Below are 26,358 nucleotides of genomic sequence, written 5' to 3'. Positions count from 1 at the left end.
ATCCGAGGCCCCCGAGGGTAGGTTCTGGGGCAGGTTCTTCACTTCAGCAGCGCTCAACCGTCTCTCCTCATCTGCCGAGACCTTCAGGCCAATTCGGCGAACAGGCTGTTGTAGCCCGTCTTCGTGATTCGTACCTGGATAATGTCACCGATTTCGCCGGCCATTTCATCAACAATAACCGGCTGCAGCCAGGGCGAGCGGCCAACCTTCTGACCGGCCTGGCGGCCCGGCTTTTCGATCAGCGTGTCGATGGTCCTGCCGATCAGGCTTGCGCCGAAATCCTGCTGCTGTTTCAGCAGTAGCGCCTGCAGCCGCTGCAGGCGCTCGTCCTTGACGGCCTCCGGCACGTGATCACTCATCTCGGCGCCCGGCGTGCCGGGGCGCAGCGAATATTTGAACGAAAAGGCCGAGGCATAGTTGACGTCTTGGACCAACTGCATGGTCGCCTCGAAATCGGCTTCCGTCTCGCCGGGAAAGCCGACGATAAAATCGCCCGACAGCGCAATGTCGTTCCGTGCGGCACGGATGCGGTCGATCAACGTCAGATAGTCCTTGGCCATATGTCTGCGGTTCATCGCCTTGAGTATGCGGTCGGAGCCGGATTGCACCGGTAAATGTAGATAGGGCATCAGCGTAGGCAAATCACGATGGGCGGCGATCAATTCATCGTCCATGTCGCGCGGATGACTGGTTGTGTAACGCAGACGCGCCAGGCCCGGAATCTCGGCCAGCCTGAACAGCAGCCGGCCAAGGCCCCATTCTGCGCCGTTTTCACCTCTTCCATGCCAGGCATTGACGTTCTGGCCGAGCAGCGTCACCTCGCGCACGCCGGCATCCGCCAGGCGCTCGGCCTCGGCGACGATCTGTGCCACCGGCCGCGAGACTTCCGAGCCGCGTGTGTAGGGCACGACACAGAAGGTGCAGAACTTGTCGCAGCCTTCCTGAACGGTCAAGAACGCCGTCACGCCGCGCCTGATCAGTTCGGCGCGCTTCGGCTGCGGCAGATGCTCGAACTTGTCCTCGACGGCATAGTCGGTCTCGACGATCTTTTCGCCGCTCCGCGCCCTCGCCAGCACACCGGGCAGCCGGTGGTAGGTCTGCGGGCCGATGACCAGGTCGACGGCCGGCGAGCGGCGGATGATCTCGGCACCCTCGGCCTGCGCCACGCAGCCGGCGACGCCGACCAGCATTTCGCGCCCGGCCCTTGCACGTTCCGCCTTCAACTCACGGATGCGCCCAAGTTCCGAATAGACTTTTTCCGCCGCTTTCTCGCGGATGTGGCAGGTGTTGAGCAGCACCAGATCGGCCTCGCCGATAGCGTCTGTCGCGGCATATCCGTCGGCCGCCAGCGCATCGGTCATGCGCTGCGAATCGTAGACGTTCATCTGGCAGCCATAGGTCTTGACGAAGACCTTTCTGGTCGCGGCAGGCAGAACGACTAGGTTTTCGGCGGCAGCGCCGATGTCGTCGCGTTCTATCGTGTTCAATTCCATTTCGCGGCTTCTAGCGCCTTTCCCTGACAAAAAACAGACGAATCTGGCCGGAACCTGCGCGGCTTACCGGCTTGGGCGCGGTTCGGCGAGAGCCGCCTGTACCATCTCGCGCACCTGGCGTTCCATCTGCTTTGCCGTTTCCTTGCGGCTGGAGCCCTTGGAGAAAGCAATCGCCTCGCCAAAATGCACCTCGACGTCGAGGGCGCCCTCGGCCATCAGCACCTTCAGATGCGGCATCAGCTCTTCATCGCCGATCCAGGCGGCAACCGGCCGATGCCGGCGGCCGAGCGGCACGCCATGCAGGCGCGTATAGACGATCGCCACCGGCTGGATGAAGACCTGTTCGGCCGCCCCTTCCGCAATCGCCATTGTAGCGGCGCCGAACAGCGTACTCTTGAACGGCAGGATCATGTTGCCGTCGCCGGTCGAGCCTTCGGCAAACAGCACCATGGCGTCGCCCTTAGCCATGCGGCCGGCGATCTCGCTCGCCTGGTCGCCCGACGAACGTTTGCGCTCACGTTCGATGAAGACAGTGCGCTGCAGCTTCGACAGCATGCCGATCAACGGCCAGCCGGCCATGTCGGCCCTGGCGATGAACGTCACGTCGACCATCGACCCCAGTACCATGATGTCGGTCCAGGAGATGTGGTTGGCGGCAATCAGCAATGGGCGCTGGCCGGACAGCGCCCCCTTGACATGGATGCGCAGCCCCAGCGCCCTGACGATCATCCTGTGCCAGATCTTCAGGATGAAGGTCTCGCGCCAGAGCCCGGTCCTCATCGACAGGACCTGCAGCGGCACAAGCACCAATGAGCCGACGACAACCAGCCCCAGCGCCAGGAAAATCCTGATTTTTCCGATCATCCGCACCACCCCGGCGTTTGGCTAGCGAAGATCGCGGCGCATGACAAGCGCGCCGGTCGGGCCGTGTTCCGGCGATTTGTAATAGTTGGCGCGCTTGCCGACCTCGCGGAAGCCAAGCCGCCGATAGAGCGCGATCGCAGCGACGTTGGTCTCGTCGACCTCGAGGAAAAGTGCCTCGGCGCGCTGTGCGTGCAATTCGCGCAGCACCGCATCCATCAATTGCCAGCCGAGCCCCCGGCGCCGATGCGAGGGTGCCACCGCGACCGTCAGGACCTCCCCCTCGCCGGCCGCCAGCCGCGCCAGCACGAAGCCGACCGGCGGCTTGGCGCCCTGTCCGGTCTCGCGCGCGGCATAGCCGAACACGGTGTCCTGCTCGAGCAGTGCGGCGAATTCGTCGTCGGTCCACGGCCGCGCGAAATCCTCGCGATGCAGCACCGACATGGCCGCGCTGTCGGCAATTGTCAGCGGCTCGAGCGCATAGTCCCTGCGGCGCGGCTGGAGGAACGGAATGCGCATCAGTTTTTTTGCCTCGATAAAACAAAGCCGGCCTGCGGCTTGGCGTCGGCGCCGCGCAGATAGAGCGGTTTCGGCTTTTCGCCCTCGCCCTTGGCTGCGGCCCGATGGGCATAGACGGCGATGTCGGCGGTGGCCGCCGTCCCGCCGAGATCGAAGCTGCGCCCGGCCGCCGCGGCAATTTGGGTTGCCGCCGTGCCCGCCAGAACCGGAGAGATGTCGGTCGCCATGGCTGCGGCTTGCGAGAGCGTGGTCACAGCCGGACCATAGATCAGAACCGACCTCTCATCGTAAAGCGCCGCATGGATCTCCTCGCGGCCTGCATCGAGCGCGGCGAGCACGGCGCGGCGGGGAAATATCGCTGCGGCCTCTGCGGCCAACGCCTCCAGAGTCGTCACGCCGATCGCGGGGATTTTCAGCGCCAGCGCAAGGCCGCGCGCCGCCGAGACGCCGACGCGCAGACCGGTGAAGGAGCCCGGACCGGTCGCAACGGCAATGGCGCCGAGGCCGGTAAAGTCCGTTCCGGCCGCCTTCAACGCCCCTTCGATGACACCCATCAGATGCTCGGCATGACCCTTGCCGAGATCGAGCACCGAACGGCCGAGTTCTTTCCCGGCCGCCGCGTCGTAGACGCAGGCGGCGCAGAGATTGGCGGCACAGTCGATGGCAAGCAACTTCATGAAGCGCCCGGTTGAGACAGTTTCGAAAGCAGCCTCCCTCTGCCCGCCAAGGCTGATCCCCGCAAGGGGAATATCCACAAATCTTCAGGCGACTTGCTTGGAGTGTGGGTCCAAGAAGGTAAGTTTCGACGAACGCAACTGCCACAAACCGTTGCCAGGATTAGCCGATCTGCTCGATACGCAGCACGTGATTGTCCCAGACATAGTCCGGCTCGGAACGGATCGTGCCACCGCCCTCGACAATTTCGCCGGCGCCCGTCGTCGCCATGAAGCTTTTCCCATCGGGCGCCACGCCACAGACCTCGACCAGCGCCTTGGTAGCGACGATGCGGCTGCTGGCGGTGTCGATCACGGCAAGCGAATTCCCCTCAGGCGAAGACACGGCGATGGTGCCGGCGGCAGGGTTGGCGGCGACCGAGCCGATATAGTTCCTGAAGCCGGAGAGCACGTCTTGCGACATGTCGAGCAATTGCAAGTCCTTGCCGCGCGGCGCGCGGCCGACCAGCGGGGGACGATCGGTACCCGGCCCCCTGTATTGACAGCCGAACCAGACGGTGCCGGACCGGTCGGCATCCATATGGCGGATCGACAGTTGGTGCAGCGCCGGCGGCAATTCGTGCTTTTCGGTGAGATCGCCGGTAAGGCGGTCGACCAGAACATAGGACGGCTTCATCGTTGCGATATTGAGCTCTGCGCGGCCATAATCCGGATGCGTCTCGATGCCGCCATTAGCCACAGCAATCGTCCTGCCATTGGAAAGCAGCAAAAGCTCGTGTGGGCCCATGCCGTAGGTCGGGAACTCGCCGATGCGCTTGAATTTCGCATGCGCGTCATAGACGCCGACCACGCCGGCGGCATTGTCGAAATCGTTCTCGGTGGCGTAGAGCAGCGTGCCGTCGGCCGAGAACACGCCATGGCCGAAAAAATGTCGGCCGGCAACGCTGGCAATGGTCTGCGGTTCATCGCGGCCGGTATGGTCAAAGACGACAGCAAAGGTGCCCGGCTGCCTGGCAAACACCACCGACCGCTTCGACACCGGGTCGAAAGTAACGTCGTGGCCCCGATCGGGCAGATCGATCGTGTGCAACAACTTGCCGGCCTCGGACAGGACGGCCGCGCCATAGCTGCCGTCGCGCTTGACGAAAGCGGTGGCGAAGACCGCGTCGGCGTCGAGTGTCTTTGCCCAGGCCGACGGCGCCATCGCCGCTACGAAACCAGCGCCTGCGGCCCTCAGGAAATCGCGCCGATCGATCAGCGGCGTCCTCATGATCAGTCGCCGTCCAGTGACGAGAACCCGGCGGTCAGGCCAAATTCGGCGGTCAGCCTGGTTCCGATCAGGGTCGTCAGGCTGGATGTCACCAGCGAGAAATAATCGAGCTTGCGGCGCAGCGCCGGATCGGCAAGTGCCTTGTCGATCGGACCCCTGATCGCCTTGGCCGCCTCGATCCCGTTGGTGAGCTGGATGTGAACCGATTCCGCCATCCAGCGCGCATCGGGCGGCAGCGCGTCGCCAAGCTGCGAGGCCTGGAACAGCGCGTCCATGCCCGCCAGGTTCCCGGTCAGCGAGCGGGCGGTGTTTTGCGAGCGCCAATAGATCGCCTGTTTCGGTTTGTCGGCCTCCGGCTTGGCGCCCAGGAAGCCTTTCAGGCGCACGTCGCGCACCATTTTCAGCTCGTTGATGAAGACGCCGACCAGTTCGGTCACCGCTTCGGTGCCGCCGTGATAGAGCGCGTTCTGCGGACCCGGATTGGCCCAGAGCGCGGCAAAACCGTCGGGCTTGGTCCAGGCATCGCTGACCTCGCCGGCGATTGCCTCGATATTGCCGGCAATGGCCGCACCGTAGGCGCAGCGATAGGCGGCGTCCCTGCCGGCCAATTGATCGGCGCCGTCCCCATGGAGCACGAATTCCAGTGCGCCGAGCCCTTGCATGGCGACGCTCTTTGTCGCCAGCTGGGCCGGATCGGCGGCTGTCGGATCCTTGCCGGCAAGTGCTGCCTGCACCTGCTTCAGGCCGATGCTCTTGCGGTCCGGCCAAAACAGCATGCGCTCAAGCCGGTTGTTTTCGGAGATCGGCCCGAAACGGATGATTTCCACCACCGACCAGGCATCCACGACACCCGAGAATTCGGCGCGTGCCGCATCGAGATTGTCTTGCGAGGGCGCCTGGCAAAGCGCGTGCATGATCTTCGCCAAGCTGTCCGCATGGTCATGCAGCCTGGCATAGGCCGGGCGGACGAAGCCGTCGGTCGCCCGCTGGATCACATCCGAAGCCTTCACCGCCGCGGATGCTGGCAGCGCACCGTTGAGGACCAGCAGAGCGAGCGCAAGCGCAAGACGCTTCGGCATCAGAGCGACTCCAGAAATTTGACCAGCGCATCGCGATCGGCCGCATCAGCGGCGGCAAAGCGGTCACGCGCCTTCTGGCCCTCGCCGCCATGCCACAGGATCGCCTCGGCCAGGCTGCGCGCGCGCCCGTCATGCAGGAAGAAGGTGTTGCCGCTGACGGTCTGGGTGAGCCCGATGCCCCACAGCGGCGGCGTGCGCCATTCGCTTCCCGTGGCCTCGCCCACCGCCTGCCCGTCGGCAAGGCCTGGTCCCATGTCGTGCAGCAGGAAATCGGAATACGGCCAGATCAGCTGGAAGGCCTGCGCCTTATTCGGGGTGCCGCGACGGGTGACGAATTTCGGCGTATGGCAGGAGATGCAGCCCATATCGTAGAACAGTTTTTTGCCGGCGAGCACGTCCGGTCTGTCGAGACCGCGCCGGGCCGGCACGGCAAGGTTTTGCGAATAGAAGGTAACGAGGTCCATGATCGGCGGCGGCGCTTCGACCGGACCGAGGCGCTCCTGCACACCGTTAGGCAGGGCAAGGCAGGTCTTTTCTCCGGAGGTGCAATCGCCCCAGTGCTTCGGCACCTCGGGCGTCGAAATGCCGATATCACCGGCAAAAGCATCCGCCGATTGCTGGCGGATCGATGCCACCTGCGCCTTCCAGCCGAAACGGCCGAGCGTCAGTTCACCGCTGCTGCCGTCACGTATTATGTTGGGCCTGCCGGAAATCCCGTCACCATCGCGGTCGGCCGCATCGGCACGCGCAAGGATGTCGGCAGGAGCGATCTGCTCGACCAGGCCGAGGCCGATCATCGGCGGCGTCATGCGCGGCGACAGCGTGGTGTGCGGGTCGAGCGGCCCGTAGGCGAGGCCCTCGACCGAATAGCTCGGCTTGCGCAGCGACACCGTGCTGCCATCCGCCAATTTCACCTTCTCGTCCTGATAGTCGACATGCATCCTGCCCTCGCCCTGCAGGCCGGGTACCGCCAATTCCTGCAATTGCGTGCCATAGACCGGGTCGGGGAAGTTGAGCACCTTGTGATCGGCGAGCGCGGCTTCCTCCTCCTCGGTACTGGCTTGCCTTGCCAGGCGCAGGAACATCGAGGTGGTGCCGCTGTCGCCTTCGGGCGGATGGCCGCGGCCGTCCTTCAGATGACAGTTCTGGCAGCCGCGCTCATTGAACAGCGGACCGAGCCCATCCGAGGCCTGTGTCGAGGATGGCGAGGACACCCAGTTCTTGCGGAAAATGGCGTTGCCGAGCTTGAAGGTGCCCTCTTCCTCGAAGCTGATGTTGGCAGAGGATTGCGAGAAGGCGTCCTTGTTGACGTCCTTCTTCGAGGTGCCGGCGCCGCCCTGCATTAGCTCGAATTGCTCGGGCTTGGAGAAATCGCTGGTCGGCCTGGTAATGGCGATGACGCGCGCCAGATCCTTCGGCGCCAGATCGGTGCGGCTGGTGGCAAGGCCCGCCGGTTGCGGCGCTCCGGCCAGCGCCGAGGCTGTGAGCGTCGCCACCACGGCAAGAAAAGCGCCGCGAACCATTCCGTATCGCGGCTTCTTCTGAGGCGGCGGGCCGCAATGCTCGGCCGGCCGCAAGCGGCGCATGAAATCTAGGGTGCGCCGCATTCCCGCATGTCCTTATTCCGCCTCGTCGGCCGACGCCGCGTTGAGCTGGCCATACTTTTCTTCGCCGATCGAGGCCAGCAGATCGAGTTGCGTCTCGAGGAAGTCGATGTGAACTTCCTCGTCAGTCAGCAATTCCTCGAACAGCTTCATCGTCACGTAGTCGCCTGCCTCGTTGCAGATCTCGCGCGACCGCTTGTAGGCAGTGCGCGCGTCATATTCGCCGGCAAGATCGGATTCGAGCACTTCCTTGACATTCTGCCCGATGCGCAGCGGCGCCACGGACTGCAGGTTCGGATGGCCCTCGAGGAAAATGATGCGCGCCACGAGCCGGTCGGCATGGTGCATTTCCTCGATCGATTCGGCGCGTTCCTTCTTCGCCAGCTTGGCGTATCCCCAGTCTTCCAGCAGCCGGAAATGCACCCAGTACTGATTGACCGCTCCAAGTTCCAGAAACAGAGCCTCGTTAAGCCGCTCTATGATCTGCTGTTCGCCTTTCATGGGTTCTGCTCCCGTATTGGACGCGCAGGCCTCTGACGCGATCCAGGTGTGAAACAATGTCCACGCCGCTCGCCGCCGAGCGGGTGTGGTAATTTTCGGTGACCCGAATGATCGTTTCGACCACATTTGGGAAGCAGCCGCAACAGCGACCGCGCTTGTGCATGGCATGATAGACCTTCGCCGGCACGATAAGCTGCCAAGGGTCCTCATCCAGCAGTCCGACGATCGTCTGCTCTATCTCCTTTTCGGTGATGATGTTGCAATGGCAGATCAGCATTTGGCGCTCTGGCTGACGGCGCTCATTGCGCCGCGTGGCTGGTGGTTTCGATAGTTTACTGGAACACCTTGTCCGGTGAATCGAGGCTGTCCGATCCCTCGAAGGCTATGGCATTGAGCTTCAGGGTACCGACGGCGCGTTCGATCGACTTGGTCTGATCGACCAGCGCGTCGATCGCCGCCTGCACGGTGGCATTGCCTTCCGTGTTGCCCTCTCCGATCTGCTGGTCATAGGCCTCGCCGGCAAGCGCCCGCGCCTTGATGGCCTCCATCTTGGCGACGGTGACATCCAGTTTGTCCGACAATTCCTTGTCGATCGCCGGATCGGCCGCCTTGACCATGTCGGCCACAGACGGCCCCTCGACGACAGTGCCGTCAAGCCGCGTGTAGCTGCCGTGATAGGCGGCGCGGATGCCGACGGCGTCATTGAGATGGGAATTGTAGGTGTTGTCGGAGAAACAATCGTGCTCCTCTTCCGGATCGTGCAGCAAGAGGCCGAGCTTCATCCGCTCGCCGGCGAGCTCGCCATAGGACAGCGAGCCCATGCCGGTGAAGATGGTCGAAATGGCGGCGTTCGGCTCGCCATCGACAAGGTTCTTGCGGGCGGCGCCGCCTTCCTTCCAGTCGTTGACCATGTCCTTGAGATCGGAAACCAGAAGGTCGCTCGCCGATTTCAGGTACTGCCCGCGACGGTCGCAATTGCCGCCGGTGCAATTGGCAAGATCGTAATCGGTGTAGGGCCGCTCGCCGGCGCCAGGACCGGTGCCGTGCAGGTCCTGGCCCCATAGCAGGAATTCGATGGCGTGATAGCCGGTCGCCACATTGGCCTCGATGCCGCCGGCTTCCTGCAGGGTGCCGGAGAGGAACTCCGGCGTCAGATTGGTAGCGTCGACCTTCTTGCCGTTGATCTCGATCGACTTGTTGGCGATCACATTGGCGGTATAGAGCGCGTTGGCGTCCGACTCGGTGCCGTAGCCCTTGGCGACATAGTCGATCAAGCCCTCGTCGAGCGGCCAAGAGTTCACCTTGCCTTCCCAGTCATCGACGATCGCATTGCCGAAGCGATAGACCTCGGTCTGCTGATAGGAAACGCGCGACGCCTTCCAGGCCTCGCGGGCGGCGTTCAGCGTTTCGACCGATGGCTTGGCGAGCAGTGCATCGACAGCCTTGTCGAGCGCCTCGGCCGTGATCAGCGAATCCTCGTATTTAGCGAGCGCAATGTCGGAATAGGTCTTGATGACCGCCTTGGCATCGGTTTGCGCCTTTGCCGGCAGCACGAACACCGCCGCCGTGAGCATCGCGGTGGCGCCGATCGCCGCAAGCCTGCCGCCATACCGCGCCGTGATCATCGTTCTCATGACTGTCTCTCCTCGGGAATCAATGAAATGCCGGCGCCGCGGCGGGCAGTTGCCAGCGGGCAAAGAAGGGTCGCGCCATCGCGCGGTTCGCGGAAGAAAGACACCGAAATGCCTCCAATCGAAAGGGTTCAAGGCCCAGACATCAAAGGGATGCGCTGACGCGCGAGCTTCCATAAAACGGCGAAGACGCCGGATGTCAACTGGTGGTCTAGAAAAAATTCAATTGAAACAACAGTTTAGAATTATTCTAAACTAGAACTGTCAACTTTAACGCCGATCTATCCGGAATGCCGGCGCATGAAGCGATTGACAGGCGGCCGTTCCGGGTGCGACCCGGATCGGCGCTCTTGCGGCGGCGCCGGACAATCGCCACCTGGCGGGACGTCCTAGATTTGGATGAGGAATCGGGCTGTTATGAAGAACGGGGTTGTCATTGTCGGTGCGGGTCATGCGGGCGTGCAAGCGGCTGCCAGCCTGCGCGAAGAGGGCTATGACGGGCCGGTGATCCTGGTCGGCGACGAAAACGAATTGCCCTACCACAAGCCGCCGCTGTCGAAGACCTTCATCAAGGATCAGCAAGCAAAGCCGCAGCCGCTGCGCGGCGAGGCTTTTTATACCGGCAGCGCCATCGACTTCCGGCCAGGCATCGGGGTCGAGCGCATCGATGCAGGCGGCCGCAGGCTGGAGATATCGGGCGGCGGCGTGTTGCCGTTCGAGCGGCTGGTCCTCGCCACCGGCGCGCGGCCGCGCCTGCTGCCGCTGCCGGGTTCGGAGCTTTCCGGCGTTGTGTCGCTGCGCTCGCTCGGCGATGCCCGCCTGATCCGCGAATTGAGCGCGCAAAGCGAGGAGGCCGTCATCCTCGGCGGCGGCTTCATCGGCCTGGAGATTGCCGCGACGCTCACCGCCGCCGGCCGCAAGGTCACGTTGGTCGAGGCGGTCGACCGACTGCTCGGCCGCGCCGTGGCGCCGGTCATCGCCGGCCATGTGCGCAAGCGGCTGGAAGCCACCGGTGTGCGCGTCCTCACCGGCACCACCATCGAACGGCTGGAGGGCGAGAACGGCCGTGTTTCGGCTGCAATCACCTCGTCCGGCGAGAGATTGCCGGCACAGATGGTCGTCATCGGCATTGGCGTCGTGCCGAATGTCGAATTGGCCGAAGCCGCCGGTATTGCCATCGCCAACGGCATCCGCGTCGACCAGCAGATGCGCACGTCGGTGCCGGAAATCCTCGCCATCGGCGACGCCGCCTCCTACCGGCACTGGTTCACCGGCGGCGATGTGCGGCTGGAATCGGTGCAGAACGCCACAGACCAGGCGCGGCTCGCCGCGCGCACCATCATCGGCCATGCCGACAATTACTCGGCGGTGCCGTGGTTCTGGTCCGATATCGGCGACATGAAGCTGCAGATGGTCGGCCTGATTGCGGGCGGCGACAGCCATGTCGTGCTGGGCGACGTGGCCGAAAACAAATTCTCGATCTACCACTACGCCGCAAGCCGGCTGCTCGGCATCGAATCGGTCAACCGGCCCGGCGACCATATGCTTGGCCGCAAGATGCTCGGCGCCGGCTTTTCGCCGTCGCCGCAGATTGTCGCGACCGGGCCCGACGGGCTGAAGGCGGCGCTCGCCGCCTTCCAGCAGGCAGAGCCTGCAAGAGCGGCCGGATAGCTCAGGCGGCGCGAACTTCGCGGATCGAGCTTTCGAGGATGTCGAGCGCTTCGTTCATGACGGCGTCCTGGATGGTGATCGGCGCGAGGAAGCGGATGACGTTGCCGTAGACGCCGCAGGTCAGCAGGATCAGGCCCTTGTCGAGCGCCTTCAGCCGCACCGCATTGGCGAGTTCCGACGACGGCAGCCCCTTCGTCACATCGTTGAACTCGACCGCGTTCATGAAGCCGGGTCCTCGGATATCGACAATCTCAGGCGCTTCGTCGTGGATCGATTGCAGGCGCTGCTTCAGACGGTTGCCTAGCGTGTTGGCGCGGTCGCAGAGCTTCTCCTCATCGATGACGTCGAGCACCGCATGCGCCGCGGCGACGCCGATCGGGCTGCCGCCATAGGTGCCGCCGAGCCCGCCGGGGCTCGGCGCATCCATGATCTCGGCACGCCCGGTGACGGCCGCCAGCGGGAAGCCGCCGGCCAGGCTCTTGGCCATGGTGGTGATGTCGGCCGCCACCTCGTGGTGGTCCATGGCAAACATCTTGCCGGTGCGGGCAAAGCCGGTCTGCACTTCGTCGGCGATCAACAGCATGCCGTGCTGGTCGCAGATCTTGCGCAATGCGGTCATGAAGTCGCGCGGCGCCTCGTAGAAGCCGCCCTCACCCTGCACCGGCTCGACGATGATGGCGGCGACGCGGGCCGGATCGACATCGGCCTTGAACAGCCGGTCAAGCGCGGCCAGCGAATCGGCGACCGAGACGCCGTGCAGCGCCACCGGGAACGGCGCATGGAAGACGTCCGCCGGCATGGCGCCGAAGCCGACCTTGTAGGGCACGACCTTGCCGGTCAGCGCCATGCCCATGAAGGTGCGGCCGTGAAAGCCGCCGGAAAAGGCGATGACCGCCGGCCGGCCGGTGGCATTGCGGGCGATCTTGATCGCGTTCTCGACCGCCTCGGCGCCGGTGGTGACGAAAATCGTCTTCTTGTCGAACTTGCCGGGGAGCATGCCGTTCAGCCGTTCTGCCAGCCTGATATAGCTCTCATAAGGCACGACCTGGTAGCAGGTGTGGGTGAAACGGTCGAGCTGCGCCTTGACCGCTTCGATCACCCTAGGGTGACGGTGGCCGGTGTTGACGACAGCGATGCCGGACGAGAAATCGATATAGCGGTGGCCTTCGACGTCCCAGATCTCCGAATTTTCGGCGCGATCGGCATAGATCTGAGTGGTCATGCCGACGCCGCGGGAAATCGACTGGTTCTTGCGTTCGGAAATGGCTGAATTTGTCATCGTACCCCTCGCCGGGCCGGCGCCCGCTCTCGTTTGATGGCTGTTGAGACTCTTCTGGGCTTATTTCAGTTTTTCCTCAAGTTGGCACCGCCGCCGGGCGATTGGGCCTGCCGGTCGGCGTCAGCAACCGAACGCCCGTCGCTCATGCCGTCCTGACAAACCCCTCGCTGGCCCTCAGCAAATTGCGCGTATAATCCTTGGTGACACGGCGTTCGACAAGATCGTCCGCCGTCAGATTCTCCATCGCTTCGCCGTTCTGCATCACCATCAGCCGCTCGCACATGTGAGTGATGATAGCGAGGTCGTGGCTGACCATCAGGAAGGTCAGCTTGCGGCGCCGCCGGATCTCCTCCAACAGGTTCAGCACTTCGGCCTGCACCGAAGCGTCGAGCGCCGAGGTGGGTTCGTCGAGCAGCAGGATCGAGGGTTCGAGGATCAGGGCGCGCGCGATCGCCACGCGCTGGCGCTGTCCGCCCGACAATTGATGCGAATAACGGAAGCGGAATCCAGTGCCCAGGCCGACCTCGTCCAGCGCCCGCTGGATGCGCTTTTCACCGTCAGCGAAGCCGTGAATGGCGAGTGGCTCCTGCAGCAGGCGGTCGACGGTCTGGCGTGGGTGCAGCGAGCCGTACGGGTCCTGGAACACCATCTGCACCTCGCGATAAAACGCCTTGTCGCGGCGCGCGCCGAGCGTTTTGCCGTTGACGGTAATGGTGCCTGATGCGGCCGGCGCCAGGCCGGCGATTGCCCTGAGAAGGGTCGACTTGCCGGAGCCGGATTCGCCGACGAGGCCGAACGATTCACCGGATTGCACCTCGAGGCTGACGCCTTTCAGCGCGCGGAAGCGGTCGAACATCACCTCCAGCCTGTCGACGGAAAGGGCTGCCGTCATGCCGCCCACTCCGGCTTGCGGTCGAGCACCGGCAACGGGTGGCGGTCGGCGCCGATCTTGGGCATGCAGTTGAGCAGGCCGCGCGTATAGGGATGCTGGGCGCGGCCGAGCTCCGAGGCCTTGAGCTGTTCGACGACCTTGCCGGCATACATGACGATGACACGATCGCAGAAGGACGAGACCAGGCGCAGATCGTGCGAGATGAAGATCAGCCCCATGCCGCGCTCGCTGACCAGCCTGTCGAGGATGCCGAGCACGTCGAGCTGCACGGTGACGTCGAGTGCCGAGGTCGGCTCGTCGGCGATCATCATCTCCGGCCCGGCGATCAGCATCATGGCGATCATGGCGCGCTGGCCCATGCCGCCGGAAACCTCATGCGGATGCAGGTCGAAGACACGGGCCGGATCGCGGATCTGCACAGCCTCCAGCATGGCAAGCGCGCGCTCGCGGGCTTCGGCCTTGGAGACCTTCTCATGCGTGCGCAGCGTCTCGACGATCTGGCGGCCGATGCTCATCACCGGGTCCAGCGAATATTTCGGATCCTGCAGGATCATGGCGATACGCTTGCCGCGCAGCGCGCGGCGCTCGCGCGGCGAGGCGGCCAGCAGGTCGATGCCGTCGAAAGCGAGCGTCTTCGCGGTCACCTCGGCCTGCGGCGGGGTGACGCCCATGATGGCGCGGCCGGTCTGCGATTTGCCCGATCCGCTCTCGCCGACGATGCCGAGCCGCTCGCGGCCGAGCGAGAACGAAACGCCGCCCACCGCCTCGAGCCGGCCGGTGCGCGTCGGAAAGGTAACGCGCAGGTCGTCGACTTCGAGAAGCGTGCTCATTGGTCACCGCTTCGGGGATCGAGCGCGTCGCGCAAGCCGTCGCCGAGCAGGTTGAAGCCGAGGCTGACGATGAGAATGGCAAAGCCCGGCGCGCCCGCAACCCACCACTGGTCGAGCACGAAGCGGCGGCCGGACGCGATCATCGCGCCCCATTCCGGCAGCGGCGGCTGCGCGCCGAGACCGAGGAAGCCGAGACCGGCGGCGGTCAGGATGATGCCGGCCATGTCGAGCGTCACCCTGATGATCAGCGAGGAGATGCAGAGCGGCATTATGTGGCGGAGCACGATGCGGAACGGCGAGGCGCCCATCAGTTGCACGGCCTTGATGTAGTCCGAATTGCGCACCGTGAGCGTTTCGGCGCGCGCGATGCGGGCATAGGGCGGCCACGAGGTGATGGCGATGGCGAGCACGGCGTTTTCGATGCCGGGGCCGAGCGCGGCGACGAAGGCCAGCGCCAGGATCAGCTTCGGAAAGGCGAGAAAGATGTCGGTGATGCGCATCAGGATCGCATCGGTCCAGCCGCCGGCATAGCCGGCGACGGTGCCGACCAGCAAGCCGATGGGCGCGGCGATGATGGCAACCAGAATGACGACGTAGAGTGTCCAGCGCGAGCCGAAGATGATGCGCGAATAGATATCGCGGCCGAGATCGTCGGTACCGAACCAGTGCGACGCACTCGGCGCCAGCAGCCGCGAGCCCTTGAGGTCGCCGAATGTCGGCGAATAGGGCGCCAGCACATCGGCGAAGGCTGCGACCAACAGCAAGGCGATGATGATGAGCAGGCCGAGAAATGCCAGCCGGTTGGCCGAAAAGCGTCGCCAGGCCACATAGGCGCGGCCGAGCCTTGCCTGCACGCGCGACGCCGGCCGCTCGCTGAGCAGCCAGTCGCGGCGGGTTTGAATCGCTTCCGTGCTCATCCTGCCTTCGTCCTCATCCTGCCTTGGTCCTGGGATCGAGCACCCGGTAGAGCAGGTCGGAGAATAGATTGATGGCGATGAAGACCGAGCCGATGATGATGGTGCCGCCGAGCACGGCATTCATGTCGGCGTTCTGCAGCGAGTTGGTGATGTAGAGGCCGATGCCCGGCCACGAAAACACCGTCTCGGTCAGCACCGAGCCTTCGAGCAGCCCGGCATACGACAGAGCGATCACCGTAACCATCGGTACAGCGGCGTTGCGCAGCGCGTGACCCCAGATGATGCGCGTTTCCGACAGGCCCTTGGCTCGTGCCGCGACGATGTATTCCTGGGTGAGTTCGTTCAGCATGAAGGAGCGCGTCATGCGGCTGATATAGGCGAGCGAGAAATAACCGAGCAGCGAGGCCGGCAGGATGATGTGGCGGAAGGCATCGGCAAATACGTCCCACTGCCGCTGCCAGAGTGCATCCAGCAGGTAAAAGCCGGTAATCGGCGTGAAGGTGTATTCGTAGACGACATCGAGGCGGCCGGGAAAGGCGACCCATTGCAGCTTGGCGTAGAACAGAACCAGCGCCAGCAGCCCCAGCCAGAAGATCGGCACGGAATAGCCGACAAGGCCGATGATCCGCACGACCTGGTCGATGACGCTGCCGCGCCGCACCGCGGCCAGCACGCCAAGCGGCACGCCGATCACCGAACCGATCAATGTTCCCAGCGTCGCCAGTTCGAGCGTCGCGGGAAAGGCGCGGCGGATATCGGTCATCACCGGATTGGTGGTCAGCACCGAGGTGCCGAAATCACCGTTCAGGGCATGTTTGACATAGATGTAGAACTGCTCGACCAGCGGCAGGTCGAGGCCCATCTCGCGGCGCGTTCGTTCGACGACATTGGCCGGCGCCCGGTCGCCGAGCACCGCCAGCACCGGGTCGATCGGGATGACACGGCCGATGAAGAAGGTCACCGCGAGCAGACCGAGATAGGTCGTTATCGCGATGACCAGGAACCGGGCGATCGATGAGGCCACGGCAACGGCGCGGGCGCCGCCGCGCCCTGCCGTCACTTCGCTTTCAGCCACACTCATACGGCGCGTCCGCCGGCGTCACTCCTTCGAGACGGGGCCGACGAAGTTGGTGTCGAAGCTCGGGCCGAGCGCAAAGCCCTTGAGGTTCTTGCGCAGGCCGGCCACTTCCAGCTGCTGGTGGATGATGACGAAAGGACTGGTGTCGAGGATCTTCTTCTCGAGATCCTGGTACATTGTGGCGCGCTTGGCCGCGTCCTTCTCGAGCAGGGCGGCCTCCGTTTGCTTGGTCAGGTCCGGAATGTCCCAGGCGTTGCGCCAGGCCAGCGTCTTGGTCTTGCCTTCATCCGAATTGTCCGGGTTGCTGGCAAAGGTCTGCGCATTGGAATTCGGGTCGAAATAGTCCTGGCCCCACTGGCCGATATAGATGTCGTGGTTGCGGGCGCGGTATTTGGTCAGCGTCTGCTTGCCGTCGCCGGGGATGATCTCCAGCTTGATGCCGGCCTGTCCCAACGTCTGCTGGATCGATTCCGCCATGCCCGTCGTCGGCTGGCCGGTGCGCACGTCCATGGTGACGCTGAAGCCGTCGGCGAGACCCGCCTTGGCGAGCAGTTCCTTGGCCTTGGCGACGTCGAACTTGAACGGATTTTCGTCCAGCTCGCCGAGTACGCCCTTGGGCAGGAAGGTCTGATGGATCTCGCCGATGCCCTTGAGGATGGTCGTGCTCAAGGCATCGTAGTCGACCAGATATTTGAACGCCTGGCGAACCTCGGGCTTGGCGAGGTTCGCGTTCTTCTGGTTGAGGCTGATGTAATAGACCGTGCCCTTCGGCGCGCTGGTGGTGGTGAGGTCGGCATTCTTGGCGATGGCGTCGAGATCGTTCGGCTCGAGATTGCGGGCGACATCGATGTCGCCGGCTTCCAGCGCCAGGCGCTGGCCCGAGCTTTCCTTCATGTTGCGATAGATGACACGGGCAAGCTTGGCCTTCTCGCCGTTGTAATTGTCGTTGCGTTCCAGCACGACGGCCTCGTTGGCGCGCCATTCGCGCAGCTTGAAGGCGCCGGAGCCGGCATAGCCGGTCTTCAGCCAGGCATTGCCGAAATCATTGTCCCATTTGTAGTCGGCGCTCGGCGTGACCGCGGCGACATGCTCCTTGACCAGCTTGGCGTCGACCACCGAGGCGACCGTCGCCGACAGGCAGTTCAGCACGAAGCTCGGCGCATAGGCCTTGTCGACGGTGAACTGGAACGTCGTATCATCAACGGCCTTGGCCTTCTCGGTGACGTTGCCGCCATCGATGCCGAACTGGCCGATAATAAAGGCCGGGCTCTTGTCGAGCTTGATCGCGCGCTCGAACGAATAGGCGACGTCCGCCGCCGTGATCGGATTGCCGGAAGCGAATTTGAGGCCGGGCTTGAGCTTGAATGTGTAGGTCAGGCCATCGTCGGAGACGCTCCAGCTTTCCGCGAGATCGCCCTTGACCTTGGAGGTGTCGCTGAGGTCGAGGCGCACCAGAAGATCGTAGGTGTTGCCGGTGATTTCGGCGGTCGACAATTCGAATGCCTCGCCCGGATCCATGGAGATGATGTCGTCGATGGCGAAACCTTCGACCAGCGTGTCGGCGGGCGTGACCGCGAAGGCAGGCGCAGCGGCCAGAAGCAGCGCGGACATGGCCGCGCCCGCGAGCAAGAAGCGGGAGCGTAGAGCAAACTTTTCCATCATCATTTTAACTGTTCCCTGTTTTTGTTGACCTGAGTTCCCGGCTCAGGGTTGTGGCATTTTCTTGCCGCGTCGAACGGTGATCCCCGGACCATTGTCTTGGCAATTTTTGTGCAGTTCCGGCTCACCATATCCGGCGGTTTCGAGCGCGGCAACGAGCATTTGCAGAACGGTCGATTGGGCCAGACCGGCGGTGCGAAAACCCGGCTATTTCAGCGCGGTAACCAGGTCGGCGTCGGGAAAGCAGGTAGCGGAACGGCCGTTTCTGGCCTGCCATTTGCCGATCGAGCGGCGCGTCTTGAAGCCGGGCAGGCCGTCGGCGCTGCCGACATCATAACCCTTTGCCTCCAGCGCCCGCTGCAGGGCGGCGATGTCGGAGCGGTAGAGCCCGCCGACCGCGCCCCAATTGCCCGAGAAATTGCTGTCGCCATGGGCGATGCGATCGGCGCCATGGCCGATGAACAGGGCATAGAGATCGCTGGTGTTGTACTGCTTCAGCACGTAGAAATTGGGGGTCACGATGAAGGCCGGGCCGCTGCGCCCGGCCGGCATCAAAAGAAAACCTTCTGCCTTCAGTTCACTCGCCGGGAATGGTTTACCCGACACACGCCTGATACCCATATCAACCCATTGCGAAATCTTCTTGCCCTGGTCGGGACCTTCGAGCGAGCACGAGACGCTGTCCGGTATCGTCACCTCGAAGCCCCAGCCGCGGCCCCTGACCCAGCCATAATGCACGAGATAATTGGCGATCGACGCCAGTATGTCGGGCCTCGAATTCCAGATGTCGGTGCGGCCGTCGCCATCGAAATCGACGGCATGCTTCAGAAACGACGTCGGCATGAACTGCGGCTGACCGAGCGCACCGGCCCAGGACGATTTTATCGCGCCGACCGGGGCAAGCCCGCGCTCGACGATCTCGAGCGCCGCCAGCAGCTCGGTGCGGAAGAATTCTTTCTTCGTCGACATGAACGCCTTGGTGCCCAGCACCTCGAAGGCGTCGTAGGGCAGCTTTGCCGCACCGAAGCCGCTCTCACGGCCCCAGATCGCCAGCAGCACTTCGCCGGGCACGCCATAGCGCTTCTCGATCGCCGCAAGGGTCCTAGCGTTGGCCGCCTCGCGGGTGCGGCCGCCGGCGGTGACCGCGCGAACTATCTTTTCGGCGAAATAGGCGCCCGGCGAACCGAACTCGGCCTGATGCTGCTTCCGCGGCGTCGTCGCCTTCTCGCCCGGCAGCACCAGGTCGGGCAGCTTGAGGTTCGGCTTGACGCCGTCGAAGACGGCATCGAAGGTTTTCCTGGAGATGCCTTTGGCATTGGCTTCGGGCCAGAGGTCGTTGCCAAGCCAGGCGCGGAACTGGTCGTCGATTTTTGCCGCGGAGACGGGGGTGGCGAGGAGGAAGGCGGCAAGTGCGGCGAGAAGAAACGCGACGGCTATTTTGTGAAAGCAGCGATCCGTCCCACCCCCCTCTGTCCTGCCGGACATCTCCCCCGCAAGGGGGGAGATTGGCTGTCGCCTCTGCTTCCGCCAATTTTCGACGTTGAAAGATTGGCGGCGAGATTGACGCTGCCGATCTCCCCCCTTGCGGGGGAGATGTCCGGCAGGACAGAGGGGGGTGTGACAGAGTGCCCGCCTTAAAAAATGCGCAGCAGCCATCATCCGCACTCTCCCCGCCACTCGCCTCAAAACGCCGTCCGCGAGCGCAACGCGGCGGCCAGCGTGCCTTCGTCGAGATAATCGAGCTCGCCGCCGACCGGAACGCCATGCGCCAGCCGCGTCACCTTGATGTCGAAGCCGGAAAGCTGGTCGGTGAGGTAGTGCGCGGTGGTTTGGCCCTCGACCGTGGCGTTGACGGCGAGGATCACTTCCTTGACTTCGCCGCCGGCGACGCGATCGACCAGCGAACGGATGTTGAGCTCATCAGGACCAATGCCGTCGAGCGGCGACAGCGTACCGCCGAGCACATGGTAGCGCACGTTCATGGCGGTCGCCCGCTCCAGCGCCCAAAGGTCGGCCACGTCCTCGACGACGATGAGCGTGGTGGGGTCGCGGCGCGGGTCGGTGCAGATCATGCAGGGATCGGAGGTGTCGACATTGCCGCAGGTCGAGCAGATGCGCACCTTGTCGACCGCCTCGCCCATGGCGGCGGCGAGCGGCGCCAGCAGCTGCTCCTTCTTCTTGATGAGGTGGAGCGCGGCGCGCCGTGCCGAACGCGGGCCGAGCCCCGGCACCTTGGCCAGCAGCTGGATCAGGCGTTCGATCTCGGGACCGGCGATTCGCTTCGACATCGCACCGGTTTAGACCATGATCCCGAAAAGTGGAAACCGGTTTTCGGAAAAGATCATGGTCAAACAAGACGATAGAGCCCCATTCCGATCTATCGGAATGGATCAGGCTCCAGGATTTTTCAACGGGTTTTGGAACACTGCTGAGGCGCGGGATGTTCGATGCGCAAAGAGGCAATCGCTTTAGGTTTGCGCCGCCCCTCATTGCCCTGCCGGGCATTTCTCCCCGTATAGCGGCGGGGAGAAAGGGCTGACCGCAACCTCGGTCCCTTTTTTTGCGACGCCGGAAATTGGCGAAATCCTTGGCCACAGCGTCCTTCTCCCGTCACTATACGGGGAGAAGATGGCGGCAGCCAGATGAGCGGCGGCGCCGACGTTGACCGTCTCAGTTTTCTTCCAGCGGCCGGGTCTGGCCGGCGATCATCGCGCCGATGGCGTCGGTGTTCTCGGGCGTCGCCTCGAACGACATTGTCGGCTCTGCCGGCGCTGCCTCGAAGGAGGTGACAGGCCGTGCGCTCGCGGTCCCACCGAAACGGGCCGCATCGGGCTCCTGCATTGGTTCTTGCAGCGCCACCAGCACCGGCTTCTCTTGGGTGGGCTTCTCTGGGGCCGCCCTCTCCGGGGTCGCCATCCCGGCAGTCACCCTTGTCTGCTTTGCCGGCTGCGATGCGGCGGCGGTCACATAGGTCGCCTTGGCGAATGTCGGCTTGGCGTCGCGCGCCGGCTCGGCCGAGGCGACAAGTATGGCCTGAGCGGCAGGCGCTTGCGGCTTGGCCTGGGCCACGGCGACCACCGGTTCGTCCGGCAGCGGCTGCCAGTTGCGGCCGCGCTTTTCATAGAAGGCATTGCCGCCGGCGACCATGGTGTAGTGCATGTTCTTGTAGGGGAAGCGCAGGCCGGCGGTGTGGAAGTACATCGTGTTCTTCAGCTTGGCTTTGCGCTCGCCCTTGAGCACCGCCGCGGCGGCTTCCTCGACATCGGGCATCGCCTTCGAATTCATCGGCCGCGTCATGACGCCCGGCGCGAATTGGCCGCGCTCGCCAACGACCTGGCAGATGGTGTTGCCATGCTTGCCGGACCGCAGCCGGTTCATCACCACCGTGCCGACCGCAATCATGCCGTCACGGCTCGACCGGTTGGACTCGAAGAACATTGCCCGCTCCAGGCACTCCTTTTCCTTCGGCGTGGAATTGTAGGAGCGCGAGCTCAGGAAACCCGGCGTAATGGCATCGGTCAGGCTGGACATGCCGTGCGAGGCGGTCTGACTGCAAGCGGCCAAAAACAGCGGCGAGATAACGACGCCGAGCCGCAACGGCGTCTTCCATCGGGTAGAGATCAACAGGCGTCCCCTCATTCTGCTGCCAGCCCGCCCCTGGTTGCGGCAAGAATGAGACACTTTCAGGCAAAAAGATGGCTAAAGCGTTATTAAGTGTGGGGAGTTGCCTAATAGACACAGCTGGCGGAAGAGCAAGCACTGGCTGCTGCACTCTTCGGCCACTGTAACGGCATACCGATTGACTAAAAGCGCGTCGCGTTCGACCGGCCTCAGGCGACGCGCTTTACGTTCTTGTTTCGATGCATGTCGTTACCGCAAAACCGCTGCACACTTTTGCGCGACATGCATTAGCCTTAGAAGGGCAGTTTCATTCCCGGCGGGATCGGCAGTCCCGCGGTCAGCGCCTTGGTCTTTTCCTGCATGGTTTGCTCGACCTTGGTCCTGGCGTCGTTGTGGGCAGCGAGAAGCAGATCCTCGAGAATCTCGACCTCGTCCTCCTTGAACAGCGACGGGTCGATCTTCAGCGACTTCATCTCGAATTTGCCGGTCAGCGTCACGCTAATCAGGCCGCCGCCGGCCTGTCCGGTGGCTTCCAGCGTGGCGATCTCATCCTGCATGGCCTGGAACTTGGCCTGCATTTCCTTTGCCTTGCCCATCAGGCCGAGAAGATCTTTCATCGCACGGTCCTTTGCAGTTGGTGCCGGTTGTTTCAGGTTTCGTCGTCGTCTGCCGGCGGCTCGACCGGCACTTCGCCCTCGGCCGCATCGGCTTCCGGCGCGTCGGGAATGCGCACGTCGATGATCTTGGCGCCGGGAAAGCGCGCCAGGATGGCGGCGACCGTCGGATCGCTCTTGGCATCGAGGAAGGCGTTTTCGCGCTTTGTCGATTCCATCTCGGCCAAGGTCTGGCCGCCCTCCTCCTTCGACAGCGACACCAGCCAGTTGCGGCCGGTCCAGGCGCGCAATTTGGCGGTCAAATCGTTGAGCAGCATCTTCGGCGCATCGTCGGTCAGGCTGACGTCGATACGGCCGGGCTCGATGCGCACCAGGCGCACGCAACGCTTGACCAGCACCTTGAAGGCCATGTCGCGCTGGGCGTCGGCAAGGGCGACAATGTCGGCCAGCGACTTCACCGGCACCGGCGGCGCCTCGACCACCGGCTCCGGCGGAGCAACGAAATTGGTCGGCACCGGCTCGGACTCGACCAGGCGCATCGACTGCGCGCCGCCATTGGCCGTCGGCATCCGCGCCTGCGCCACGGCACCGGCACTACCGCTTGCAGGCCCATGATTTGTGGGGCCAGGGCTTGCCGGCGCGCCATTCGCGCGCGGCGCGGCACCCGGCAGGGAGACGCCGTTCTCCAGCGATTTCAGCGCCTCATCCAGCGTCGGCAGGTCGGCGGCATGCGCCAACCGGATCAGCACCATCTCGGCGGCGCTGACTGGACGGTTGGAAGTCTGCACCTCGGGAATGCCTTTCAAAAGCATCTGCCATGTCCGCGACAGCACCTTGACCGACAGCGTCCTGGCGAAATCGGCGCCGCGCCGGCGCTCGTCCTCGGACAGCGAGGCGTCGTCGACAGCAGCCGGCACGAAGCGCAGACGGGTGACCAGATGGTTGAACTCGGCAAGGTCGGTCAGCACCGCGGCAGGATCGGCGCCGGTATCGTACTGGGCACGGAATTCGGCAAGCGCGGCGGCGACGTCGCCTTTCATGACATGTTCGAACAGGTCGACGATGCGGGCACGGTCGGCCAGGCCCAGCATGGCGCGGACCGCTTCGGCGCTGACCGCGCCGCCGCCATGGGCGATCGCCTGGTCGAGGATGGACTGCGCGTCACGCATCGAGCCTTCGGCCGCGCGCGCGATCATCGCCAGCGCATCGTCTTCGACTTCGATGCCCTCCAGACCCGCTATCCTGGCAAGGTCGGCCTTGATCATTGCCGCATCGATGCGCCTGAGGTCGAAACGCTGGCAGCGCGACAGGACGGTGATCGGCACCTTGCGGATTTCGGTGGTGGCGAAGATGAACTTGACGTGCGGCGGCGGCTCTTCCAGCGTCTTCAGCAGGCCGTTGAAGGCCTGGTTGGAAAGCATGTGCACTTCGTCGATGATGTAGACCTTGTAGCGCGCCGATACCGGGGCGTAGCGCACGCGTTCGATGATGTCCCTGATGTCGTCGATGCCGGTATGCGAGGCGGCGTCCATCTCGATGACGTCGACATGGCGGCCTTCCATGATCGCCTGGCAATGCTCGCCGAGCACGGCAAGGTCGACTGAAGGCTGGTCGACGGTCGCTGTTTTATAGTTCAGGGCCCGCGCCAGTATGCGCGCGGTCGTCGTCTTGCCGACGCCGCGCACGCCGGTCAGCATCCAGGCCTGGGCGATGCGGCCGGTGGCAAAGGCATTGGTCAAGGTGCGGACCATCGGCTCCTGGCCGATCAGTTCGGAGAAATTCGACGGTCGGTATTTGCGCGCCAGCACGCGATAGGCGGCAGGCTTGTCCGATTTCCCGGCGTCGTTTCCGGCTTCGCTCATTCGCCCGTTAAGCTCCAAGGGCTGCCACTGGAGGCGGCCGATTCCTGCGCATAGTTTCGCCCGCACGGCTTGGCGCCGTCAATGTCGGGGCAAAAGGCGAAGAGGCGGGAGGCTGGAACAATGACCCGTTCCGGGCTCGTTAGGGCTGCTTCCTTCCGGACCTGACCCGGTTGGCGAGTGGACCGTCCACCACCAACCTCCCGGCCTCCATATCGGCAATCCGGCGATGAAATGCAAGTGCGGATGATAGGGGTCGTGCGCGACGGCGAAAGCTGAAACCAAAAACCCGCCTCGGCGGGCGGGTCGTTGGTGCGAATAATCACCATAGCGACATTAGTAGCATAGCTGCCGGCACAAAGCAAGAACAAAATGTGGCTGCGGTCAAAATTGTCGACCTCGGCGGGGCAGCGCCAACCGTATGCAATGCCCTGGTCCTCGGTTCTTCGCGCACAATCAGCGCCACGACGGCCAATGTTGCTTGCTGCCCCTTGCGGCCCCCCGGTAGCCGCTCTAGCGTCGATAAAGTTCAAAAAACGTCAAAATGCGAGGGAAACGCCGATGCTGCCGGGCCTCAAGGCCGGATTCACGCTTGACGCTCAGCTGGAAGCCGACAGCGAACAGCTGATGTGGCTCGGCCTGTGCGAATTGCGGGTCATGAACGACCGCCGCTGGCCGTGGCTGCTGCTGGTGCCGCAGCGACCGGGCATCGAGGAAATCCACGACATGACGCCGCTCGACCAGGCGATGCTGACCTTCGAGACCAACATGGTGGCGCTGGCGCTGAAGCGGGTGACCGGCTGCACCAAGATCAACACCGGCGCGCTCGGCAACATCGTGCGGCAGTTGCACGTGCATGTTATCGCGCGCTCGGAAGGCGATCCCGGCTGGCCCGGCCCGGTGTGGGGGCACGGCCTGCGCGAGCCCTACCAGCGCTCCGACATTCGCAAGTTTGCGGAAAAGATCAAGGCAGCGCTATAAGCCTCTCCCGTGTCCATCTTGAACCTTCCCGAGTCCGCATGAGCTTTAGCCTGTTTGACGCGCCCTTGCGCGAGCCGAGCCAGTTCGTCGGCTTCGCCGGCAACATCATCGACCGGCAATCCGAAAACCGCGCCGACGATTCCGTCGAAAAGGCGCTCGCCGATCCGACGACTCGGCTTTTGCTGATGCATGGCGGCCGGCTCTATCTGAAGCTTGCGCAAGACGCATTCGATCCCTGGTTCGGCGCGGCCGAAAGCCGGCCGCTCGAGGCATCGCTCGAAAACGGCGTCCTGCTCGGTTTTTCCGAAAGCGGCCCGGTGCTGGCGGTGCCGGCCGGGGTCGAGCCCGAGCAGCTTCCCGAGACGATCAAGGCGATCGACTACCGCTCGGTCTATATGCAAGGGCTGATCGACGAAGCGGCGGCCGGCGCGCTGGCGCAAGGGGCGGCGCTGCTCGCCTGGCATGCCAGCCATCGCTTCTGCAGCAAATGCGGCACCGAAGCCGAGATGCGGGCCGGCGGCTACAAGCGGCATTGCCCGGCCTGCGGCACAGAGCACTTTCCGCGCACCGACCCGGTGGCGATCATGCTGACGGCAACGCCCGAAAAATGCCTGCTCGGCCGCGGCCGGCATTTCGGGCCCGGCATGTATTCGGCGCTCGCCGGTTTCATCGAGCCGGGCGAGACGATCGAGGCGGCGGTGCGCCGCGAAACGCTGGAGGAAGCCGGCATCCGGCTCGGCCGCGTCGTCTACCACGCCAGCCAGCCCTGGCCGTTTCCCTATTCGCTGATGATCGGCTGCTTCGGCGAACCGCTCAACGACGACATCCACCCCGACCTCAACGAGCTGGAAGACTGCCGCTGGTTCTTTCGCGACGAGGTGCTGTCGATGCTGGCCAGGGAACATCCGGGCGGCCTGGTGACGCCGCCGAAAGGGGCGATCGCCTATAACCTGATCCGCGCCTGGGCCGACAGCGCGTGACACGAAGACATCGCAGGAGCAAAAAATGATCCGTCACACCGTCGTGTTCACGCTAAAACACCCGCCGCACTCGCTTGAGGAAAAAAGGTTCCTCGCCGATGCCAAGAGGATCCTCACGGCGATAAAGGGCGTCACGCATTTCGAGCAGTTGCGGCAGGTCAGCCCCAAGAACGAGTACCGCTTCGGCTTCTCGATGGAGTTCGCCGATCAGCGGGCTTACTCCGGCTACAACGATCATCCCGACCACGTCGCCTTCGTCCGCGACCGCTGGATCCCCGAGGTCGAGGCGTTTATGGAGATCGACTACGTGCCGCTCGGCTGGGGCTGAGACGGGGAAGCGGCGCT

At 63.9% G+C, this 26,358-nt stretch carries 25 protein-coding genes and 1 other RNA gene; 4 read left to right on the top strand and 22 right to left on the bottom strand.

Annotated elements, in window-relative coordinates; translation table 11 throughout:
• Positions 1-83 precede the first annotated feature (83 nt).
• From miaB to NKH91_RS21420, 10 genes are all read right to left on the bottom strand, one after another.
• Positions 84-1,493, bottom strand: a complete 1,410-nt coding sequence (gene miaB, locus NKH91_RS21465) for a tRNA (N6-isopentenyl adenosine(37)-C2)-methylthiotransferase MiaB (protein ID WP_352590845.1) — start codon at positions 1,491-1,493, stop codon at positions 84-86.
• Positions 1,494-1,556: 63 nt separating this feature from the next.
• A complete protein-coding gene (olsA, locus tag NKH91_RS21460) occupies positions 1,557-2,357 on the bottom strand; it encodes a lyso-ornithine lipid O-acyltransferase (protein ID WP_023719575.1) in 801 nt (266 codons plus the stop codon).
• Between the two features lie 21 nt (positions 2,358-2,378).
• Positions 2,379-2,873: a ribosomal protein S18-alanine N-acetyltransferase gene (gene rimI, locus NKH91_RS21455; RefSeq protein ID WP_352885001.1), complete on the bottom strand. Its 495-nt coding sequence runs from the start codon at positions 2,871-2,873 to the stop codon at positions 2,379-2,381.
• The gene (tsaB, locus tag NKH91_RS21450) at positions 2,873-3,550 is read right to left on the bottom strand and encodes a tRNA (adenosine(37)-N6)-threonylcarbamoyltransferase complex dimerization subunit type 1 TsaB (RefSeq protein ID WP_023719577.1); all 678 of its coding nucleotides are present in this window, start codon (positions 3,548-3,550) and stop codon (positions 2,873-2,875) included. The genes rimI and tsaB overlap by 1 nt, the downstream gene beginning before the upstream one ends.
• Before the next feature lie 160 nt (positions 3,551-3,710).
• Complete coding sequence (locus NKH91_RS21445; RefSeq protein WP_023719578.1) at positions 3,711-4,817, bottom strand: DUF1513 domain-containing protein; 1,107 nt, start codon at positions 4,815-4,817, stop codon at positions 3,711-3,713.
• A 2-nt stretch (positions 4,818-4,819) separates the two neighbouring features.
• Positions 4,820-5,896, bottom strand: a complete 1,077-nt coding sequence (locus NKH91_RS21440; RefSeq protein ID WP_023719579.1) for an imelysin family protein — start codon at positions 5,894-5,896, stop codon at positions 4,820-4,822.
• On the bottom strand, positions 5,896-7,419 hold the full coding sequence (locus tag NKH91_RS21435; RefSeq protein WP_502899016.1) for a di-heme oxidoreductase family protein: 1,524 nt from the start codon (positions 7,417-7,419) through the stop codon (positions 5,896-5,898). The genes NKH91_RS21440 and NKH91_RS21435 overlap by 1 nt, the downstream gene beginning before the upstream one ends.
• Before the next feature lie 96 nt (positions 7,420-7,515).
• Positions 7,516-8,001, bottom strand: coding sequence for a bacterioferritin (bfr, locus tag NKH91_RS21430; RefSeq protein WP_352493762.1), 486 nt, complete (start codon positions 7,999-8,001; stop codon positions 7,516-7,518).
• Positions 7,967-8,278 (bottom strand): (2Fe-2S)-binding protein, encoded by a 312-nt coding sequence (locus NKH91_RS21425; RefSeq protein WP_254816251.1) that lies wholly within the window; start codon positions 8,276-8,278, stop codon positions 7,967-7,969. The genes bfr and NKH91_RS21425 overlap by 35 nt, the downstream gene beginning before the upstream one ends.
• Before the next feature lie 55 nt (positions 8,279-8,333).
• Positions 8,334-9,626, bottom strand: a complete 1,293-nt coding sequence (locus tag NKH91_RS21420; protein WP_502899015.1) for an imelysin family protein — start codon at positions 9,624-9,626, stop codon at positions 8,334-8,336.
• Positions 9,627-10,049: 423 nt separating this feature from the next.
• Between NKH91_RS21420 and NKH91_RS21415 the strand changes: the two genes are divergently transcribed.
• On the top strand, positions 10,050-11,303 hold the full coding sequence (locus NKH91_RS21415; protein WP_352549161.1) for an NAD(P)/FAD-dependent oxidoreductase: 1,254 nt from the start codon (positions 10,050-10,052) through the stop codon (positions 11,301-11,303).
• Position 11,304: 1 nt separating this feature from the next.
• On the opposite strand, the gene NKH91_RS21410 is transcribed toward NKH91_RS21415, so the two are convergent.
• From NKH91_RS21410 to ffs, 12 genes are all read right to left on the bottom strand, one after another.
• The gene (locus NKH91_RS21410; RefSeq protein ID WP_352950997.1) at positions 11,305-12,582 is read right to left on the bottom strand and encodes a 4-aminobutyrate--2-oxoglutarate transaminase; all 1,278 of its coding nucleotides are present in this window, start codon (positions 12,580-12,582) and stop codon (positions 11,305-11,307) included.
• 142 nt (positions 12,583-12,724) lie between these two features.
• A complete protein-coding gene (locus NKH91_RS21405) occupies positions 12,725-13,474 on the bottom strand; it encodes an ABC transporter ATP-binding protein (protein ID WP_352483249.1) in 750 nt (249 codons plus the stop codon).
• Positions 13,471-14,304, bottom strand: coding sequence for an ABC transporter ATP-binding protein (locus tag NKH91_RS21400; RefSeq protein WP_352950996.1), 834 nt, complete (start codon positions 14,302-14,304; stop codon positions 13,471-13,473). Before NKH91_RS21400 ends, NKH91_RS21405 begins: the two co-directional genes overlap by 4 nt.
• The gene (gene nikC / locus NKH91_RS21395) at positions 14,301-15,221 is read right to left on the bottom strand and encodes a nickel transporter permease (protein WP_352493757.1); all 921 of its coding nucleotides are present in this window, start codon (positions 15,219-15,221) and stop codon (positions 14,301-14,303) included. The genes NKH91_RS21400 and nikC overlap by 4 nt, the downstream gene beginning before the upstream one ends.
• 13 nt (positions 15,222-15,234) lie before the next feature.
• Positions 15,235-16,302 carry an ABC transporter permease gene (locus tag NKH91_RS21390; RefSeq protein ID WP_023719588.1) on the bottom strand — a complete coding sequence of 356 codons (1,068 nt, stop codon included), beginning with the start codon at positions 16,300-16,302 and terminating at the stop codon, positions 15,235-15,237.
• Between the two features lie 18 nt (positions 16,303-16,320).
• A complete protein-coding gene (locus NKH91_RS21385; protein WP_352549165.1) occupies positions 16,321-17,964 on the bottom strand; it encodes an ABC transporter substrate-binding protein in 1,644 nt (547 codons plus the stop codon).
• A gap of 201 nt (positions 17,965-18,165) precedes the next feature.
• On the bottom strand, positions 18,166-19,443 hold the full coding sequence (locus NKH91_RS21380) for a lytic murein transglycosylase (protein WP_352885006.1): 1,278 nt from the start codon (positions 19,441-19,443) through the stop codon (positions 18,166-18,168).
• A 197-nt stretch (positions 19,444-19,640) separates the two neighbouring features.
• A complete protein-coding gene (gene recR / locus NKH91_RS21375; RefSeq protein WP_352493754.1) occupies positions 19,641-20,246 on the bottom strand; it encodes a recombination mediator RecR in 606 nt (201 codons plus the stop codon).
• Between the two features lie 382 nt (positions 20,247-20,628).
• Positions 20,629-21,582 (bottom strand): cell wall hydrolase, encoded by a 954-nt coding sequence (locus NKH91_RS21370; RefSeq protein ID WP_023719592.1) that lies wholly within the window; start codon positions 21,580-21,582, stop codon positions 20,629-20,631.
• Between the two features lie 290 nt (positions 21,583-21,872).
• The gene (locus tag NKH91_RS21365; RefSeq protein ID WP_352548781.1) at positions 21,873-22,196 is read right to left on the bottom strand and encodes a YbaB/EbfC family nucleoid-associated protein; all 324 of its coding nucleotides are present in this window, start codon (positions 22,194-22,196) and stop codon (positions 21,873-21,875) included.
• Positions 22,197-22,228: 32 nt separating this feature from the next.
• Positions 22,229-24,055, bottom strand: coding sequence for a DNA polymerase III subunit gamma/tau (locus tag NKH91_RS21360; RefSeq protein WP_352548782.1), 1,827 nt, complete (start codon positions 24,053-24,055; stop codon positions 22,229-22,231).
• 104 nt (positions 24,056-24,159) lie between these two features.
• Positions 24,160-24,256, bottom strand: an RNA gene (gene ffs / locus NKH91_RS21355) — signal recognition particle sRNA small type.
• Between the two features lie 357 nt (positions 24,257-24,613).
• Between ffs and NKH91_RS21350 the strand changes: the two genes are divergently transcribed.
• Genes NKH91_RS21350 through NKH91_RS21340 form a run of 3 tightly spaced genes read left to right on the top strand, consistent with a single transcriptional unit; the run spans position 24,614 to position 26,341 of the window.
• Positions 24,614-25,033 carry an HIT family protein gene (locus NKH91_RS21350; RefSeq protein WP_023717834.1) on the top strand — a complete coding sequence of 140 codons (420 nt, stop codon included), beginning with the start codon at positions 24,614-24,616 and terminating at the stop codon, positions 25,031-25,033.
• 38 nt (positions 25,034-25,071) lie between these two features.
• Entirely contained in the window at positions 25,072-26,013 is a 942-nt protein-coding gene (nudC, locus tag NKH91_RS21345) for an NAD(+) diphosphatase (RefSeq protein WP_352885008.1), read from the top strand.
• 25 nt (positions 26,014-26,038) lie between these two features.
• Positions 26,039-26,341, top strand: a complete 303-nt coding sequence (locus NKH91_RS21340) for a Dabb family protein (protein WP_352483257.1) — start codon at positions 26,039-26,041, stop codon at positions 26,339-26,341.
• The last annotated feature ends 17 nt before the right edge of the window (positions 26,342-26,358 follow it).

Origin of the sequence: Mesorhizobium sp. M0894 (assembly GCF_040319725.1) — a bacterium.
Classification (GTDB): domain Bacteria; phylum Pseudomonadota; class Alphaproteobacteria; order Rhizobiales; family Rhizobiaceae; genus Mesorhizobium.
This window is presented reverse-complemented; position numbering and strand designations above follow the sequence as displayed.